At 71.8% G+C, this 15,587-nt stretch carries 12 protein-coding genes; 10 read left to right on the forward strand and 2 right to left on the reverse strand.

Features of this window, described 5'->3' with window-relative positions:
- Positions 1–12: 12 nt before the first annotated feature.
- From QC283_RS17065 to QC283_RS17095, 7 genes are all read left to right on the forward strand, one after another.
- A complete protein-coding gene (locus QC283_RS17065) occupies positions 13–1,053 on the forward strand; it encodes an ABC transporter ATP-binding protein (protein WP_279562384.1) in 1,041 nt (346 codons plus the stop codon).
- Positions 1,050–2,057, forward strand: a complete 1,008-nt coding sequence (locus QC283_RS17070) for an ABC transporter ATP-binding protein (protein WP_279562385.1) — start codon at positions 1,050–1,052, stop codon at positions 2,055–2,057. Before QC283_RS17065 ends, QC283_RS17070 begins: the two co-directional genes overlap by 4 nt.
- Complete coding sequence (locus QC283_RS17075) at positions 2,054–3,316, forward strand: NADH:flavin oxidoreductase (RefSeq protein WP_279562386.1); 1,263 nt, start codon at positions 2,054–2,056, stop codon at positions 3,314–3,316. Before QC283_RS17070 ends, QC283_RS17075 begins: the two co-directional genes overlap by 4 nt.
- Positions 3,317–3,354: 38 nt before the next feature.
- On the forward strand, positions 3,355–4,746 hold the full coding sequence (locus QC283_RS17080; RefSeq protein WP_279562387.1) for an amidase: 1,392 nt from the start codon (positions 3,355–3,357) through the stop codon (positions 4,744–4,746).
- 122 nt (positions 4,747–4,868) lie between these two features.
- Complete coding sequence (locus tag QC283_RS17085) at positions 4,869–6,701, forward strand: glycoside hydrolase family 35 protein (RefSeq protein ID WP_443032620.1); 1,833 nt, start codon at positions 4,869–4,871, stop codon at positions 6,699–6,701.
- 423 nt (positions 6,702–7,124) lie between these two features.
- Positions 7,125–8,150 (forward strand): LacI family DNA-binding transcriptional regulator, encoded by a 1,026-nt coding sequence (locus tag QC283_RS17090; RefSeq protein ID WP_279562540.1) that lies wholly within the window; start codon positions 7,125–7,127, stop codon positions 8,148–8,150.
- 178 nt (positions 8,151–8,328) lie between these two features.
- A complete protein-coding gene (locus QC283_RS17095; protein WP_279562389.1) occupies positions 8,329–10,695 on the forward strand; it encodes a beta-N-acetylglucosaminidase domain-containing protein in 2,367 nt (788 codons plus the stop codon).
- On the opposite strand, the gene QC283_RS17100 is transcribed toward QC283_RS17095, so the two are convergent.
- Positions 10,689–11,126, reverse strand: a complete 438-nt coding sequence (locus tag QC283_RS17100; RefSeq protein WP_279562390.1) for a DoxX family protein — start codon at positions 11,124–11,126, stop codon at positions 10,689–10,691. The two genes, QC283_RS17095 and QC283_RS17100, sit on opposite strands and share 7 nt — an antisense overlap.
- A 274-nt stretch (positions 11,127–11,400) precedes the next feature.
- Here QC283_RS17100 and QC283_RS17105 point away from each other — a divergent pair, with 274 nt between their 5' ends.
- Positions 11,401–12,138: a lytic polysaccharide monooxygenase gene (locus QC283_RS17105; RefSeq protein WP_279562391.1), complete on the forward strand. Its 738-nt coding sequence runs from the start codon at positions 11,401–11,403 to the stop codon at positions 12,136–12,138.
- Between the two features lie 69 nt (positions 12,139–12,207).
- On the opposite strand, the gene QC283_RS17110 is transcribed toward QC283_RS17105, so the two are convergent.
- Positions 12,208–13,830: an amidase gene (locus QC283_RS17110; protein ID WP_279562392.1), complete on the reverse strand. Its 1,623-nt coding sequence runs from the start codon at positions 13,828–13,830 to the stop codon at positions 12,208–12,210.
- A gap of 215 nt (positions 13,831–14,045) precedes the next feature.
- On the opposite strand from QC283_RS17110, the gene QC283_RS17115 reads away from it, so the two are divergent.
- Together QC283_RS17115 and QC283_RS17120 are read left to right on the forward strand one after the other, a co-directional pair.
- Positions 14,046–14,477 (forward strand): NfeD family protein, encoded by a 432-nt coding sequence (locus tag QC283_RS17115; protein WP_279562393.1) that lies wholly within the window; start codon positions 14,046–14,048, stop codon positions 14,475–14,477.
- 2 nt (positions 14,478–14,479) lie between these two features.
- Positions 14,480–15,526: an SPFH domain-containing protein gene (locus tag QC283_RS17120; RefSeq protein ID WP_279562394.1), complete on the forward strand. Its 1,047-nt coding sequence runs from the start codon at positions 14,480–14,482 to the stop codon at positions 15,524–15,526.
- Positions 15,527–15,587: the final 61 nt, after the last annotated feature.

Consider the following 15,587-nt stretch of genomic DNA (forward strand, 5'->3'; position numbering starts at 1 on the left):
GAGCGAGAGACCGTGACCACCACACCGGCGCCCGCCCCCGGCACCGACGCACCCCCGCTGCTGAGCGCCACCGACGTACGCACCGCCTTCCACACCCTGCGCGGCCCGGTGCAGGCCGTCGACGGCGTCTCCCTCACCCTGTCCGAGGGCGAGACCCTCGGCATCGTCGGCGAGTCGGGGTCGGGCAAGTCCGTGCTCGGCCGCACCCTCATGGGCCTGATCACCGACGGCCCCGGCACCACCGTCTCCGGCACCGTCCTGATCGGTGGCAAGGACGTCCACGCCCTCACCGCCGCTGGACGGCGAGCCCTGTGGGGCACCGACGTCGCCATGGTCTTCCAGGATCCGATGACCTCCCTGAACCCGGTGAAAAGGGTCGGCACCCACCTCACCGAGAGCCTCCGGCTCCATCTCGGCCTGAGCCGCGCCGAGGCGCGGGACCGGGCCGTCGACCTGCTCCGCCAGGTCGGCATCCCCGAGCCGTCCCGGCGCGCCGGCCAGTACCCGCACGAACTGTCCGGCGGCATGCGCCAGCGCGTCGTCATCGCCATGGCCCTCGCCTGCGGCCCCCGCCTGCTCATCGCCGACGAACCCACCACCGCGCTCGACGTCACGGTGCAGAAGCAGATCCTGGACCTGCTGGCCCTTCTCGCCGAGGAACTGCGCATGGCGACCGTCCTCATCAGCCACGACCTCGCCACCGTCGCGGGCCGCACCGACCGCGTCGCGGTCATGTACGCGGGTCGCCTCGTCGAGTACGCGGACACCGCCGCCGTCTTCGACCGCCCCCGCCACCCCTACAGCAGTGCCCTCATCGCGTCGATCCCGCGCCTGGACCTGCCCCCGCACACCCTGCTGCCCGCCATCGAGGGCCGCCCGCCCAACCTGCTGCACCCGCCCCCCGGATGCCGGTTCGCCCCGCGCTGCGACGCGGCGACCGACCGCTGCGCCACCGACGCCCCCGACCTCACCGGATACGCCGGTGACCGCGACGCCGGCGGCGTCGTCGCCTGCCACCACCCTCTGGGCGCCGCCGAGGAGGCCACCGTATGACCACCACCCGAGAGGCCCCCGCACTGACGGCGACCGACCTCGTAGTCGAGTTCCCGGCCGGACGAGGGCAGAAGGTGCACGCGGTCTCCGGCGTCACACTGGAGGTCGCGGCCGGCGAAACCCTCGGCATCCTGGGCGAGTCGGGCTGCGGCAAGTCCACCGTCGGCCGGTCCCTGATCCAACTGCCGCCCCCCGACTCGGGCACCGTCCGCCTCGGTGACGTCACCCTCACCGGCCTCGCCCCCGGTCAGCTGCGCCGGGCCCGCGCCCGGATGCAGATCATCATGCAGGACCCCGTCTCCGCCCTGAACCCGCGCCGCAGGGTCAGGGACCTGGTGTGGGAAGGCCCCTCGATCTGGGGCGCCGGCGACGACACCCGCGACAAGGACGCCCGCGTCGACGCCGCCCTGCGCGACGTCGGCCTCGACCCCGCGACCGTACGGGACCGCCGGCCGCACGAACTGTCCGGCGGCCAGTGCCAGCGGGTCTGCATCGCCCGCGCCCTCATGCTCGACCCCGAGGTCCTGATCTGCGACGAACCCGTCTCCAGCCTGGACGTGTCCGTGCAGGCGCAGATCCTCAACCTCCTTCAGACGACGACCCGTCGGCGCGCGCTGAGCATGGTCTTCATCGCCCACGACGTGTCCGTGGTGAAGAACATCAGCGACCGCGTCATGGTCATGTACCTCGGCAAGGTCTGCGAGGTCCTGCCCTCCGACGGAATGCAGCACGAGGCCGCGCACCCCTACACCCGGCTGCTGCTCGCTTCCCTCCCCGAAGCCCAGCTGGGCACCGCCGAGGCCGCCGCCGCCGCCACCGACGACGGTCCCGGTGCGGCCGCCGAGCTCCCCTCACCGCTGAACCCGCCCTCGGGCTGCCGCTTCCGCACCCGCTGCCCGCTGGCCACCGAACGGTGCGCCGCCGAGGAACCCGCCCCGCGCGAGATCCGCCCCGGCCACCGGATCGCCTGCCACCACGCCGAACCGAGGAGGAACCACCCGTGACCACCAGCGCCACGCCCCCCACCCCCGACGCCCCCCGCACTCCCGAGGCCCCCGACGTCCTGGCTCCCGCCAAGCTGGGCCCCGTCGAGCTGCGCAACCGCGTCATCAAGGCCGCCACCTACGAGGGGCTCAGCCACAAGTCCCTGGTCACCAAGGACCTCGTCGACTTCCACGTCGCCTACGCCCGCGGCGGCGTCGGCATGACGACCGTCGCCTACTGCGCGGTCGCCAAGGAGGGACGCACCGACCGCCACCAGATCCACTGGACCGACGAGGCGATGCCGGGCCTGCGGGTCCTCACCGACGCGGTGCACGCCGAGGGCGCCGCGGTCTCGGCGCAGATCGGCCACGGCGGTCCCGTCGCCAACCCCAAGGGCAACGGCGCTCCCGCCCTCTCCCCGTCCAGGCACTTCCACGCCACCACCATCAGCTGGGCCCAGGAGGCGTCCCTCGCCGACATCCGGCGCATCACCGAGGCACACGCCGAGGCCGCGCGCCGCGCCATCGAGGCCGGCTTCGACGCCGTCGAGGTGCACCTGGGCCACAACTACCTGGCCAGCTCCTTCCTCAGCCCTCGGGTCAACCACCGCACCGACGCCTACGGCGGCAGCCTGGAGAACCGCGCCCGGTTCGCCCGGGAGATCATGCGAGCCGTCCGCGACGCGGTCGGCGACCGCATCGCGGTCATCGCGAAGATGAACATGGACGACGGCGTGCCCGGCGGCTTCTGGCTCGACGAGGCCATCCCCGTGACGCAGTGGCTCGAACAGGACGGCACCGTCGACGCCCTGGAGATGACCGCGGGCAGCTCCCTGCTCAACCCGATGTACCTCTTCAAGGGCGATGCCCCGCTCAAGGAGTTCGCCGCGATCATGCCGCAGCCGATCAAGCTCGGCGTGAAGATGGTCGGCGGCCGGTTCCTGCACAGCTACCCCTACCGGGACGCCTACCTCCTCGAGGACGCCCGGCAGATCCGCGCCGCCGTGAAGCTGCCGATGATCCTGCTCGGCGGCATCACCGACAAGCCCGTCATGGACCTCGCGATGCGCGAGGGCTTCGAGTTCGTGGCCATGGCGCGGTCCCTGCTGCGGGAGCCCGACCTGGTCAACCGCCTGCGCGACGACGCCGCCACGCCGTCGCTGTGCATCCACTGCAACAAGTGCATGCCGACCAACTTCACCGGCACCCGCTGCGTCCTGGTCGACCGCGGCACCACCCGCCGCGACACCTGGGGCAAGCCCGCGGGGTACGTGGCGTGAGGGGCCCCGACGGTGAGGTGAGGGGTCCTGGCGGCGGCGTGAGGAGCCCCGACGCGGTCGCCACCGCGGCCTCCGTCCGCAACGGCGAGAGCGACGCCCGTACCGTCACCGAGCAGGCGATCGCCCGCATCGAGAAGCTCGACCCCGGCCTCAACGCGGTCGTGCACACCCGGTTCGAGGCAGCCCTCGCCGAAGTGGCCGCGGGCCTGCCCGACGGCCCGCTGCACGGCGTACCGCTGCTCGTCAAGGACCTCGGCACCGAGGTGGAGGGCCTGCCCGCGACGGGCGGCAGCCGCCTGTTCGCGGACGTCGTGGCCCGGGGCGACAGCGAACTCGTGGCCCGCTACCGGCGGGCCGGCGCGGTCGTCCTCGGTACCACCAACACCCCCGAACTGGGCCTCAACGCCTCCACCGAACCGGCGCTCTTGGGCCCCACCCGCAACCCGTGGAGCGGCGCGCACTCGGCAGGCGGCTCCAGCGGCGGCTCGGCGGCGGCGGTGGCGGCCGGTATGGTCCCGGTGGCACACGCCAGCGACGGCGGCGGCTCCATCCGCATCCCGGCGGCGGCCTGCGGACTGTTCGGACTCAAGCCCAGCCGGGGCCGCGTCTCACCCGCGCCCCGGCCCACCACCCTGTCGGGACTCGTCTCCGCACACCACGCCGTCACCACGACCGTCCGGGACAGCGCTCTGCTCCTCGACGTGGCCGCCGGCCCGTTGCCCGGCGACGCGTACGCCGCCCCGGAGCCGGCCGCGTCCTTCGCCGAACTGGCCCGCCGCGACCCGGGCCGGCTGCGGATCGGCCTGCTGACGGAGCTGCCGCAGGGCCCGGCCGTGCACCCGGAGTGCGCCGGGGCGGCGCGCGCGGCGGCCCGGCTGTGCGAACGGCTCGGCCACGAGGTCGTCGAGACCACCGCCCGCTACCACCCCGCCGACGTGGGCCGCACCTCGGGCGTTCTGATGGGCGCCGACCTCGTCGCCCAGATCGACGCCCGGCTCGCACACCTCGGCAGGCCCCTGGCCGACGACGACGTCGAGCCGTTCACCCGCGTCCTGTACGAGCACTACCGGGCCCTTCCCGCGGCCGACGTCAGCCGGGCGCTGCGCCGGGCCCAGGAGATCGGCTGGGAGATGGGCACGGTCTTCGGCGAGTTCGACGTCCTGCTCAGCCCGACCCTCGCGCAGCCGACCCCGCCGCTCGGCACCCTCGACACGGCCGACCCGGAGTCGATCTACCGGCACGCCTCCGTCTACGCCGCCTTCACCAGCGTCCACAACGTCACGGGGATGCCGGCGATGTCCGTCCCCTTCGGCCACGACCGTGCGAACGGTCTGCCGCTCGGCGTCCAGTTCGCCGCGGACCTGGGCGGAGAGGGAGTCCTGCTGGCCCTGGCGGCGCGGCTGGAGGAGGCGGCGCCTTGGAGAAGCTGATGGCATCGCTCTCATAGGAAAGGATCAGCGAGGCAGCAACTGCTGGCGTACGGAAACCGAGTGCATTGGCATCGATAACATTCTCTGCCATAGTTCCAACTTCCGACCGCTGGTGCCCTCCTATGTCCTCGCCCCCTCCCGACCGCTGGAGCCGTCACGTGAGCACGTCCCCGCCCGCCACCCTGACGTACGGCGACGGCGTCCTCCTGCGGGACGGGCGCCCGCACCGCGTCCTTTCGGGATCGCTGCACTACTTCAGGGTCCGCCCCGAGCAGTGGGCCGACCGGCTCCGGCGGCTGGCCGCCCTCGGCCTGAACACGGTGGACACCTACGTCCCGTGGAACTTCCACGAGCGCGCCGAGGGCGACATCCGCTTCGACGGCCCGCGCGACCTGGGCCGGTTCGCCCGGCTGGCCCAGGCGGAGGGACTGGACGTCATCGTGCGGCCGGGCCCGTACATCTGCGCCGAGTGGGACAACGGCGGGCTGCCCGCCTGGCTGACCGGCACGCCCGGCATGCGGCTGCGCACCTCCCACGGCCCCTTCCTGGCAGCGGTCGACCGCTGGTTCGACGAGCTGATCCCGCGCGTCGCCGACCTCCAGACCATCCGGGGCGGGCCGGTCGTGGCCGTACAGATCGAGAACGAGTACGGCAGCTACGGCGACGACCACGCCTACGTCCGCCATGTGCGTGACGCCCTCGTCGCGCGCGGAGTCACCGAACTGCTCTACACGGCGGACGGACCGACCCCGCTGATGCAGGACGGGGGCGCCCTGCCCGGCGAACTGGCCGCGGCGACCTTCGGCTCACGTCCCGACCGGGCCGCGGAGCTGCTGCGCTCACGCCGGCCCGGGGAGCCCTTCTTCTGCGCCGAGTTCTGGAACGGCTGGTTCGACCACTGGGGCGAGAAGCACCACATCCGGTCGGCGCGGAGCGCGGCCGAGACCGTCGGCGACATCCTCGACGAGGGCGGCTCCGTGAGCCTCTACATGGCGCACGGCGGCACCAACTTCGGCCTGTGGGCGGGCGCCAACCACGACGGCGGCCGGATCCGGCCGACCGTCACCAGCTACGACTCGGACGCCCCCATCGCCGAGAACGGCGCCCTGACGCCGAAGTTCCACGCCCTGAGGGAGAAGCTGACCGCGATCGACGGCGCCGGAGCCGAGCGTCCGCTGCCCGCCGATCCGCCGCTGCTGGCGCCCCGTCGGCTCCCGGTCACCCGGCACGCGGCCCTGCTGGACGCGCTGCGCGCGGCGGCCGAGCCGGTGCACGCACCGCTGCCGCTCAGCTTCGAGGAACTCTCCCTGGCCTCCGGCCTGGCACTCTACGAGGCCGAGCCGCTGTTGCCGCCGGGGGACCACGAGGTGACCGTCACGGGTCTGCACGACCGCGCCCAGGTTTTCGTCGACGGCACACCCGCCGCCGTACTGGACCGCGAGAGTTCCTCGTTCACGGTCGCCGGCACCGGAGCACCCGTCCGGCTGGCGCTGTTGGTGGAGAACCAGGGGCGGATCAACTACGGCCCCCTGCTCGGCCAGGGCAAGGGCATCCTCGGCGGGGTGCGGGTGGAACGCCGGCTGGTGCACGGCTGGACGATCCGTCCGCTGCCGCTCGACGAGTGGACACGGCAGGACACGGCCCGCGCCGCGGCGGCGGCACGGCCGGACGGCAGGGCGGGCTTCGCCACCGCCACGCTTACCGTGGACGAGCCCGCGGACACCTTCGTCGCCCTGCCGGGATTCGGCAAGGGATTCCTCTGGGTCAACGGCACCCTGCTGGGCCGGTACTGGGAGATCGGACCCCAGACCACGCTCTATCTGCCCGGCCCCCTGCTGCACCCCGGCGACAACACCCTGACCGTGCTGGAACTCGAACGCCTCGGTGACCGGATCACCCTGCACGACCGGCCCGACCTCGGACCGCAGGAGGAGTACGTCGAGACGTTCGAGTGAGTTCTCACATCCGCGCGCGTCGGCTCGGCGGGCGGCGGCGGGGCGTTCACCCGGGACAGCCCGTAGGCAGGTTCACCGGTACGCCGTACACGCGCATCTCCGCGGCGGCCGCCCACTGGGCCGAGTCGCGGTGTTGTCGCTGCTGTCCAGTTGCCACTCCGTCCTCTCGGCGTCGCCTACGGCTCACTGCACAGAACTGACCAGCCCGGATCTCTGCGCCGGCGGGAACTTGGCAGAGGAGGATGTTATCGATGCCAATGGTGCCCACGTGGCTAGACTGCCGAGCGGGACACCATCTGCTACGGCGCGGCCGGGGCCGCGTCGTCTCCGGAGAGGCGAGCGATGTCATCGGAAACACCGGGTGCCGGCAAGAGGCCCGTGAGCAGGCGGACGGCCGACGACGGCGTCGCGCGGCATCCCGGCATGGCCGACGTCGCCCGGCTCGCCGGGGTCTCCGCCCAGACGGTGTCCCGGACCCTGGCCGGCCACCCCAACGTCCAGCAGAGGACCCGCGCCAAGGTGCTCGCCGCCGTCGAACAGCTCGGCTACCGCAAGAACAACGCGGCGCGCGTGCTGTCGTCGGGGCGCAGCCGGACGATCGGGGTCGTGACGCTGCAGACCAACTTCTACTCGCGCACGAACCTGACGTTCGGCATCGAGACCGCGGCACGCGAGGCCGGGTACGCGGTCAGCACCGCGACCACCGCGTCGCTGGACACCGCGGCGATCGAGGGGGCGTTGTCCCGGCTGGCGGAGCAGGGCGTCGAGGGGGTCATCCTCTCGGTCCCGCTGGTCCATGTGAGTCCGAGGATCGAGCGGCTCACCCGCTCGGTGCCGACCGTCACCGTCGACGGATCGAGGACCTCGGCAACCGAGGTCGTCGCCGTCGACCAGACCCTGGCGGCACGTCTGGCGACACGTCACCTGATCGAGCTGGGCCACGAGACCGTCTGGCATGTCGCGGGGCCCCAGGAGTGGCTCGACGCCGCCAGCCGCCGCGTCGGCTGGCGCGACACCCTTCAGGCGGCCGGACTGTCCGTGCCGCCGGTGCTGGAGGGCGACTGGACACCGGCCTCCGGGTATCGCAACGGGCTGGTCCTGGGCAAGATCCCCGACGTCACCGCGGTGTTCGTGGCGAGCGACGAGATGGCCTTCGGGGTGATCCGCGCCCTGCACGAACTGGGCCGGCGGGTGCCGCAGGACATCTCCGTAGTGGGTGTGGACGACATCGCGCTGGCCGAGTACTGCTCGCCCTCGCTGACCACGGTGGCCCAGCCCTTCACCGAGATGGGAGCCCTCGCGGTCGCCCACCTGCTGCGGCACATCACGGACCCGGGCGCGGCGCCGGAGCCCGCGTCCGTCGAGCCCGAGTTGGTCGTCCGCGCCAGCACGGCGCCGGTCGGGCCGGCGGCGTTGGCCAGAGTAAAGGTGACCGGGCGAGAGGTCTAGACCCCATACGTCTTACCTCTGCCTGCCTCCATCCCTCATCATCGTCAGGACAGGGCAATTAATGGTCCAGACCATGCGTGGAGGTCTCATGGCAAGACGTGCGAAAGCCACCGCAGCGGCCGGTCTCTGCTTCGCAATCGCAAGCACCATGATGCTCGAGGCACTACCGGCCACCGCCGTGACGGAAACCGCCCTGACCGGTTCCGCCCCGACCGATGCCGCCGTGACCGATGCGGCCGACCACGCGGCCGCGTCCCCGCTGCCGCCGGTGTCACCGACCCCGCGGAACCTCGCCCGCGAGGGGCGTGACGCCGTGGTGACCGGCCGCGTGCTCGTCGTGGCCGACGAGGGTACGGACGCCGGTGCCCGCGACCGTCTCGTCCGGGAGCTGAGATCGCACGGCGCCCACCGGGTCGACATCGTCGCCCCCGAAGAGATCCCCGGTGCCGCCGCCGGCCTGCTCACCGTACGGCTCGGCCCGGCCACGCGCCCCGACATCGCGGCGGCACTGGGGGACACCCGGGCGCCCGGCCGCGACGAGGGCTACGCCCTGCGCGTCAAGGGAGCCCGGCCGGGCGCGGAGGTCACCCTCGGCGGCGAGGACGCGGCCGGGCAGTTCTACGCGGTGCAGACCCTGCGTCAGCTGTTCGTCCGGGCCGGCGGCAAGGCCTGGAAGGTCGCGGGTGCGCGGGTGAGCGACTTCCCGTCGATGCCGCTGCGGGGCACCATCGAGGGCTTCTACGGACAACCGTGGACGCACGCCGAACGCCTCGACCAGATGGACTTCTACGGAGACGTCAAGGCGAACACCTACATCTACGCGCCCAAGGACGACCCGCACCACCGGGGCAAGTGGCGCGAACCCTACCCGGCGGACAAGCTGAACGAACTGGGTGAGCTCGTGCGGCGGGCCACCGCCAATCACGTGCGCTTCACCTTCGCCGTCTCTCCGGGGGAGTCGATCTGCTACTCCGACCCCGCCGACCGCGAGGCCCTCAAGGCCAAACTCCAGGCGCTGTACGACCTGGGCACCCGCGCGTTCTCCATCCCGCTCGACGACATCAGCTACACCCGGTGGAACTGCGAGGCCGACCGGGAGGCGTTCGGCGACCCCGGCCGGGAAGCGGCCGCGCGGGCCCAGGTCGACCTGCTCAACGACGTCCAGCGCGACTTCGTCGCCACGCACGAGGGCGCCCAGCCGTTGCAGATGGTGCCCACCGAGTACGGCGACCTCACCGACACCGCCTACAAACAGACCCTGCGCAACACCCTGGACCCCGCGGTCGAGGTGATGTGGACCGGTACCGCCGTCGTACCACCGAAGATCACCAATGAGGAGGCAGACAAGGCGTCGGAGCTCTTCGGACGCAAGGTCTGCGTCTGGGACAACTATCCGGTCAACGACTTCGGCAACACCAGCGGCCGGCTGCTGCTCGCGCCCTACGACAAGCGTGAGGCGGGCCTGTCGGCGCACCTCTCCGGCGTCGTGGCCAACCCGATGAACCAGCCGTACGCCAGCAAGGTCGCCGTCTTCGGCACCGCGGACTTCGCCTGGAACGACGGCGCCTACGACGCGAGGAAGAACTGGCCGCGCGCCATGGCCTACCTCGCGGACGGCGACCGCGAGGCCACCGAGGCCCTGCTCGTCTTCGGCGACCTCGAACACCTGGCCCCCACCTTCGGCGCCACCCCCTGGCAGCCCCAGGCACCCGAACTCGCCCGCCGCGTGACGGAGTTCTGGACGTCATGGGACGAAGGGGACCGTGCCGCCGCCGTCACGGCACTGCGGGCCTACGCGACCACCGTCGAACGAGCCCCGGCCACCATCCGCGGCGGCGCGGTGGAGGAGGGGTTCACCGTCGACGCGGCCGACTGGCTGGACGCCACCGAACTGTGGGGCAAGGCGATGGTGAGGATGCTCGACGCCCTCGCGAAACGCCAGGCAGGGGACAAGGAGGCGTCGGACCGGCTGCTGGCCGAATCGAACGAACTCCAGCGGCAGGCCCGCGCCGTACGGGTGGACCCCCCGCGCAATTCCTGGGGCAAGGTCCAGCCCAAGGTCGGCGACGGAGTACTCGACTCCTTCCTCGTGCGGGCCGACGTCCGGCTGCGGTTGTGGGACACGGCGGGAGGCGGGAGGAACCTGGCCCTCGAGGGGACGGCGTCCGCGTCCAGCGTGGAGCGGAACCTCGACCACCTGGCTCCCCGGCACGTCAACGACGGGCTGACGGGCACCCGCTGGGCGTCGGGCTACTCGGACGACGAGTGGGTGCGGGTGGAGCTCTCCGCTCCGGCGACGGTCGCGGCGGTGACCGTCGCATGGGAGAGCGCGTGCGCGACGGAGTACACCGTCCAGACCTCCCCGGACGGCGTGAACTGGACCACCGCCTCCACACAGCGCCCGGACGCCTGCGGCAACGACGTCGTCCGGCTCGCCGCCACGGAGGCGGTGCGGTACGTCCGTGTGCGGGGTGTCGAGCGGAAGACCACCTGGGGCTACTCGATCCACGAGCTGGGCGTCTACGGAGAGCCCGTCTCTCAGTGAAGTGACGGCGCCCCGATCCGCCGGGCGCCGGTCCGTCGCCGGAGGCGGAGAAGGGGGGTGAGTGTCCAGCGGCCCGGGCCGATGGCGGCGAGGAGAAGAAAGGACCAGCAGAACATGACTGCCGGTTCGCCGCCGTTCTCGATGGGAAACAGCGCGTCGGCCTGGTGCTCGGTGAAGTAGGCGTACGCCATGGACCCGGAACACAGGACCGCGGCGGCCCGGGTCCCCAGACCGCACAGCACCAGTGCGCCGCCGAGCAGTTGGACGACCGCGGCCCACCAGCCGGGCCACTCGGCGAACCCGGGCCCGGCTCCGTGCGGACCACCCAGCACGTCGAACAGGGTCGCGGCTCCATGGCAGGCGAACAGCAGGCCTATGACCATGCGGAAGAGTCCGATCGCGTACTCACGGCTTCTTTCCAGCGCTTCCATCGTGGTGCTCCTCTCTCGTGGGCGACCTCGGGGGACCGGCCGCCGAAGGGGGACGCCGGGCCGGCCTGCGGTCCGAAGTCGGCGCCCGGGCTTGCCGGTTCACTTCGCTCAGGCACTTGACCGAATCCCGTCCATGGCTATGGTCTAGACCTAGTGCTGCTAGGTCTAGACCTATATCGGCCTCCGTCCTCGGTCACCGGTGCCACTCGCGCCGGTGACGGCAAGCCCCGCGGGGTGGACGGCGGCATGGACGTATCGGAAGAAAGGGCATGGCATGAACACGAAAAGACGGGTGGCTCTCGCGGTCGGAGCGCTGGTCGCACCCCTGCTCGCCGTCAGCCTGCCGGCGAGCACGGCGAACGCCCACGGCTGGGTGACCTCGCCCGGAAGCCGGCAGGACCAGTGCGCCGCGGGTGTCGTCGACTGCGGACAGATCAAGTACGAGCCGCAGAGCGTCGAGGGGCCGAAGGGCCTGAGCAGCTGCAGCGGCGGCAACAGCCAGTTCGCCGAACTCGACGACGACAGCCTGGGCTGGCGGGTCACGCCGGTCGGCGCGACGCACACCTTCACCTGGCACCACACGGCACGCCACGCCACCGACACCTGGCAGTACTTCATCGGGAACCAGAAGATCGCCGAATTCGACGGTCACGGCGCCCAGCCCGCCCCGGACGTCAGTCACCAGGTGGACTTCGGGGGCTTCACCGGCCGTCAGAAGGTACTCGCGGTCTGGAACGTGGCGGACACCGGCAACGCCTTCTACTCCTGCATCGACGTCAACATCGGCGGTGGCGGCGACGGCGGCGGTGACGGGGGAGGTGACGGCGGCGGCGGTGAGCCGGGCGACTGCGCCGCGGCGGCGTGGAACGCCGGGAGCGTCTACAACGGCGGCGACACCGTCTCCCTCGACGGGCACAACTGGCGCGCCAAATGGTGGGTGACGGGCGAGGAGCCCGGCACCACCGGTGAGTGGGGCGTCTGGGAGGACCTCGGCGCCTGCGCGGCCGGGTGAGCGACGCCGGGTCGGCGCGCGCTCGGCGGAGCGCGCGCCGACCCGGCCGAAGGCCCGCGGCCGGTACGGTCAGCGGTCGCTCGGCCGGGGCGCGCCGGACGGCGACGTGGGCAGGTACCGGGGTGCTCGCCAGGCGTCCAGCCGGTGCTCGACCGCCGCTCCCAGGGACAGCAGTTCGGCGTCCTGGTGGTCCCCGGCCATCAGGAGCAGACCGACCGGCAGCTCGCCCACGGACCCGGCGGGAACGGACAGCGACGGGTACCCGGCGACGGCCGCCGGGGTGGACGACGGGATCACGTCGTCGTCACCCCGCGCGCAGTCGGTCGTCCACGCGGGCGGATTCGCCGGGGAGGCGATGGCGTCCAGGTCGTGCGCGGCCATGGTCTCGTCGATGGACCGCCGGGAGAGATCCGTCAACTCGGCACGCATCGCCCGGTACTCGGGATCGGTGGTGGGAGGGGCCGCCAGCGCCTGCTCGAACAGTTCCTGACCGGCGAAACAGGTCTGTTCGGCCGGGTGGGCGCGGTTGAACTCGATCAGCTCGGCGAGGTTCCGGGGCCCGCCGCGGGTGGCGAGGTAGGCGTCGATGTCCCGGTGGAACTCGCTCAGCAGCGCCGGGAACTCGAGTTCGGCGAGGCGCTCCTGGTACGGCGGGGTCACCTCGACGACCCGGGCACCCGCGGCGCGCAGTCGTGCCGCCGTGCGGGTCATCAGGGCGTCCACCTCCGTGCCGAGCGAGGGAAGCCGCCACAGGCCGATCCGCTTGCCGCGCAGACCGCCGGGACGCGTGCCCGCGTCCGTGAGGCCGAGGGCGCCGCCGGCGCGCACGGTGTCACGGCCGCTGAGCACCGAAAGGGTGAGCGCCGTGTCGACCACGTTGCGCGCCATGGGGCCCGCCGTGTCCTGCTCGGCGGAGATCGGCACGACGCCCGACTGGCTGACCAGCCCGAGGCTAGGCTTGTGGCCGACCACCCCGTTCATCCCGGCCGGGCACACGATGGAGCCGTCCGTCTCGGTGCCGATCGCCACCTGGGCCAGTGACGCGGCGAGCGCGGCGGCCGAACCGGAGGACGATCCGCAGGGATTGCGGTCCAGGACGTAAGGGTTGTTCGTCTGTCCGCCGACCGCCGACCACCCCGACGTCGGCTTCGCCGCGCGGAAGTTGGCCCATTCGGACATGTTGGCCTTGCCGAGGATCACCGCGCCCGCTGCCCGCAGCCTTTCGACCAGGACCGCGTCCGTGTCCGGCGGGTCACCGGCCAGCGCCAGCGACCCGGCGGTCGTCGGCATGTCGCGGGTGTTCACGTTGTCCTTGAGCAGGACCGGGATGCCGTCCAGCGGGCCACGGACCGTGCCGCGACGATGCCTGGCGTCGCTGGCGGCGGCCTGCCGCAGGGCTGTCGGGCTGGTGCGCAGCACCGCGTTGATCCTGGGGTCGACGGCCTCGATCCGCCGCAGGTACGCCCGGGTCAGGGCCGACGAGGTCAGCGACCCGCGCTTCATGCGCGCCTGCAACTCGGGGATCGTCACCGTGTCGAGGTCCACTCCGTGGACGAGCGGCGCGCCGGCGGGCGGCGACGAACCGACGGCATGCGGTGCGGAGGCCTCCGCGCGCTGCCCCGGCGCACCCGCCGTCAAAAGGGGGACGACGACCAGGGCAGCGGTCACCGCCGCGAGATTTCGCTTCTTCATGAGGCACAGCCCACTCCACGGCACCACACGGCGCAAGGGGCCGTCCCATACCACGTTGACCCCCATGGCGGTGACCAGGGGGACCCTCTTCCGGCGCACGTTCTTCGGACAGACCGGTGACAGTACCGAATGGGTTCTGTTTTCCTGTAAGCAGGTGAAAATAGAGGTATACGTCCAGCCATTCGCGCACCCGCACCGTTCAGGAGGGGGTCGTCATGGATCCATGGCTGATCTGGTTGATCGTCGCGGCGGTTCTGATCGTGGCGGAGATCTTCACCCTCACCGCCGCGCTCGGAATGCTGGGTGCGGCCGCGCTGATCACCGCCGGGTCCGCGGCGGCCGGACTTTCACCGCCTTTCCAGTTCCTCGTTTTCACCGTCGTCGCCACGGTCACCGTTCTCTTCGTGCGCCCCGTCGCGCTGCGCCACGTCCTCCAGCCCCAGACGGAGCGGTTCGGTGTCGACGCCCTGGTCGGCCAGGCCGCCTACGTCGTCTCCGAGGTGACGGGTATGGAGGGCAGGGTCCGTATCGGCGGTGAGGAATGGACGGCCCGTTCCTATGACGAGACGCTGGTGATTCCTCGGGGAAAGACCGTCGACGTCATGGAGATCAGCGGGTCCACCGCCCTCGTCTACCCCCGGGAGTGACCATGGAAGCCTCGGCGTTTCTCGTCGCCGGTGTGATCGTCGCGCTTCTCGCGGTTTTCACCGTGGTGCGGGCGGTGCGCATCGTTCCGCAGGCCCGCGCCCGCAATGTCGAACGGCTCGGCCGCTACCTCCGCACGCTGAAACCCGGACTCAACCTCGTCATTCCGTACATCGACCGCGTCTATCCGGTGATCGATCTGCGGGAACAGGTCGTCTCCTTCAAACCGCAACCGGTCATCACCGAGGACAACCTGGTGGTCGAGATCGACACCGTGCTGTATTTCCAGGTGACCGATCCGCGTGCGGCCTTCTACGAGATCGCGAATTTCCTCCAGGCGGTGGAGCAGCTCACCGTCACCACCTTGCGCAATGTCGTCGGGTCCATGGATCTGGAGAAGACCCTCACCTCGCGCGACACCATCAACAACCAGCTCCGCGGGGTGCTCGACGAGGCCACCGGCAAGTGGGGGCTGCGAGTGAACCGGGTGGAGATCAAGGCCATCGACCCGCCGCAGTCCATCAAGGACGCCATGCAGAAGCAGATGCGGGCCGAACGGGACAAGCGGGCCGCGATCCTCGGCGCGGAAGGGCAGCGCCAGTCGCAGATCCTCACCGCCGAGGGTGACAAGCAGGCCGCCGTCCTGCGCGCGGAGGGCAACCGTACCGCCGAGATCCTCAAGGCCGAAGGGCAGTCCCGGGCCATCGACGAGGTCTTCCAGGCCGTGCACCGCAACGACCCCGACCCCAAGCTCCTCGCCTACCAGTACCTCCAGGTGCTGCCTCAGCTCGCGCAGGGCTCGGGCAGTACCTTCTGGGTCATCCCCAGCGAGGTCACCTCCGCGCTCCAGGGGGTGTCCCGCGCCTTCACCGAGGCTCTGCCGCAGTCGCCCGCCACCCGGGAGAAGCCCTCCGACGAGGGCGTCGCCCAGGCGGCCAGCGACACCGCGCAGGCCGCGGAGGCCGCCGCCCAGGCCCTCGCCGACGCGGCCAAGGCCAATGGCGTGACGTCCGAGGCACTGCGGCCCCGTCCGGTGACCGAGGACCGGTGAGCGGCGCGAACCACCCCGGCCGGCGTCACATGGGGCACACTCGTGTGTAGGGGTGTGTCCC

The sequence above is a fragment of the Streptomyces sp. DH41 genome (assembly GCF_029813785.1).
Classification (GTDB): Bacteria; Actinomycetota; Actinomycetes; order Streptomycetales; family Streptomycetaceae; genus Streptomyces.

Bases quoted from the DNA above. Each gene is read 5' to 3' on its own strand.
- QC283_RS17105 (WP_279562391.1), top strand. From the start codon at position 11,401: ATGAACACGAAAAGACGGGTGGCTCTCGCGGTCGGAGCGCTGGTCGCA.
- QC283_RS17090 (WP_279562540.1), top strand. From the start codon at position 7,125: ATGGCCGACGTCGCCCGGCTCGCCGGGGTCTCCGCCCAGACGGTGTCC.
- QC283_RS17120 (WP_279562394.1), top strand. From the start codon at position 14,480: ATGGAAGCCTCGGCGTTTCTCGTCGCCGGTGTGATCGTCGCGCTTCTC.
- QC283_RS17115 (WP_279562393.1), top strand. From the start codon at position 14,046: ATGGATCCATGGCTGATCTGGTTGATCGTCGCGGCGGTTCTGATCGTG.
- QC283_RS17085 (WP_443032620.1), top strand. From the start codon at position 4,869: ATGTCCTCGCCCCCTCCCGACCGCTGGAGCCGTCACGTGAGCACGTCC.
- QC283_RS17110 (WP_279562392.1), bottom strand. From the start codon at position 13,830: ATGAAGAAGCGAAATCTCGCGGCGGTGACCGCTGCCCTGGTCGTCGTC.
- QC283_RS17100 (WP_279562390.1), bottom strand. From the start codon at position 11,126: ATGGAAGCGCTGGAAAGAAGCCGTGAGTACGCGATCGGACTCTTCCGC.
- QC283_RS17070 (WP_279562385.1), top strand. From the start codon at position 1,050: ATGACCACCACCCGAGAGGCCCCCGCACTGACGGCGACCGACCTCGTA.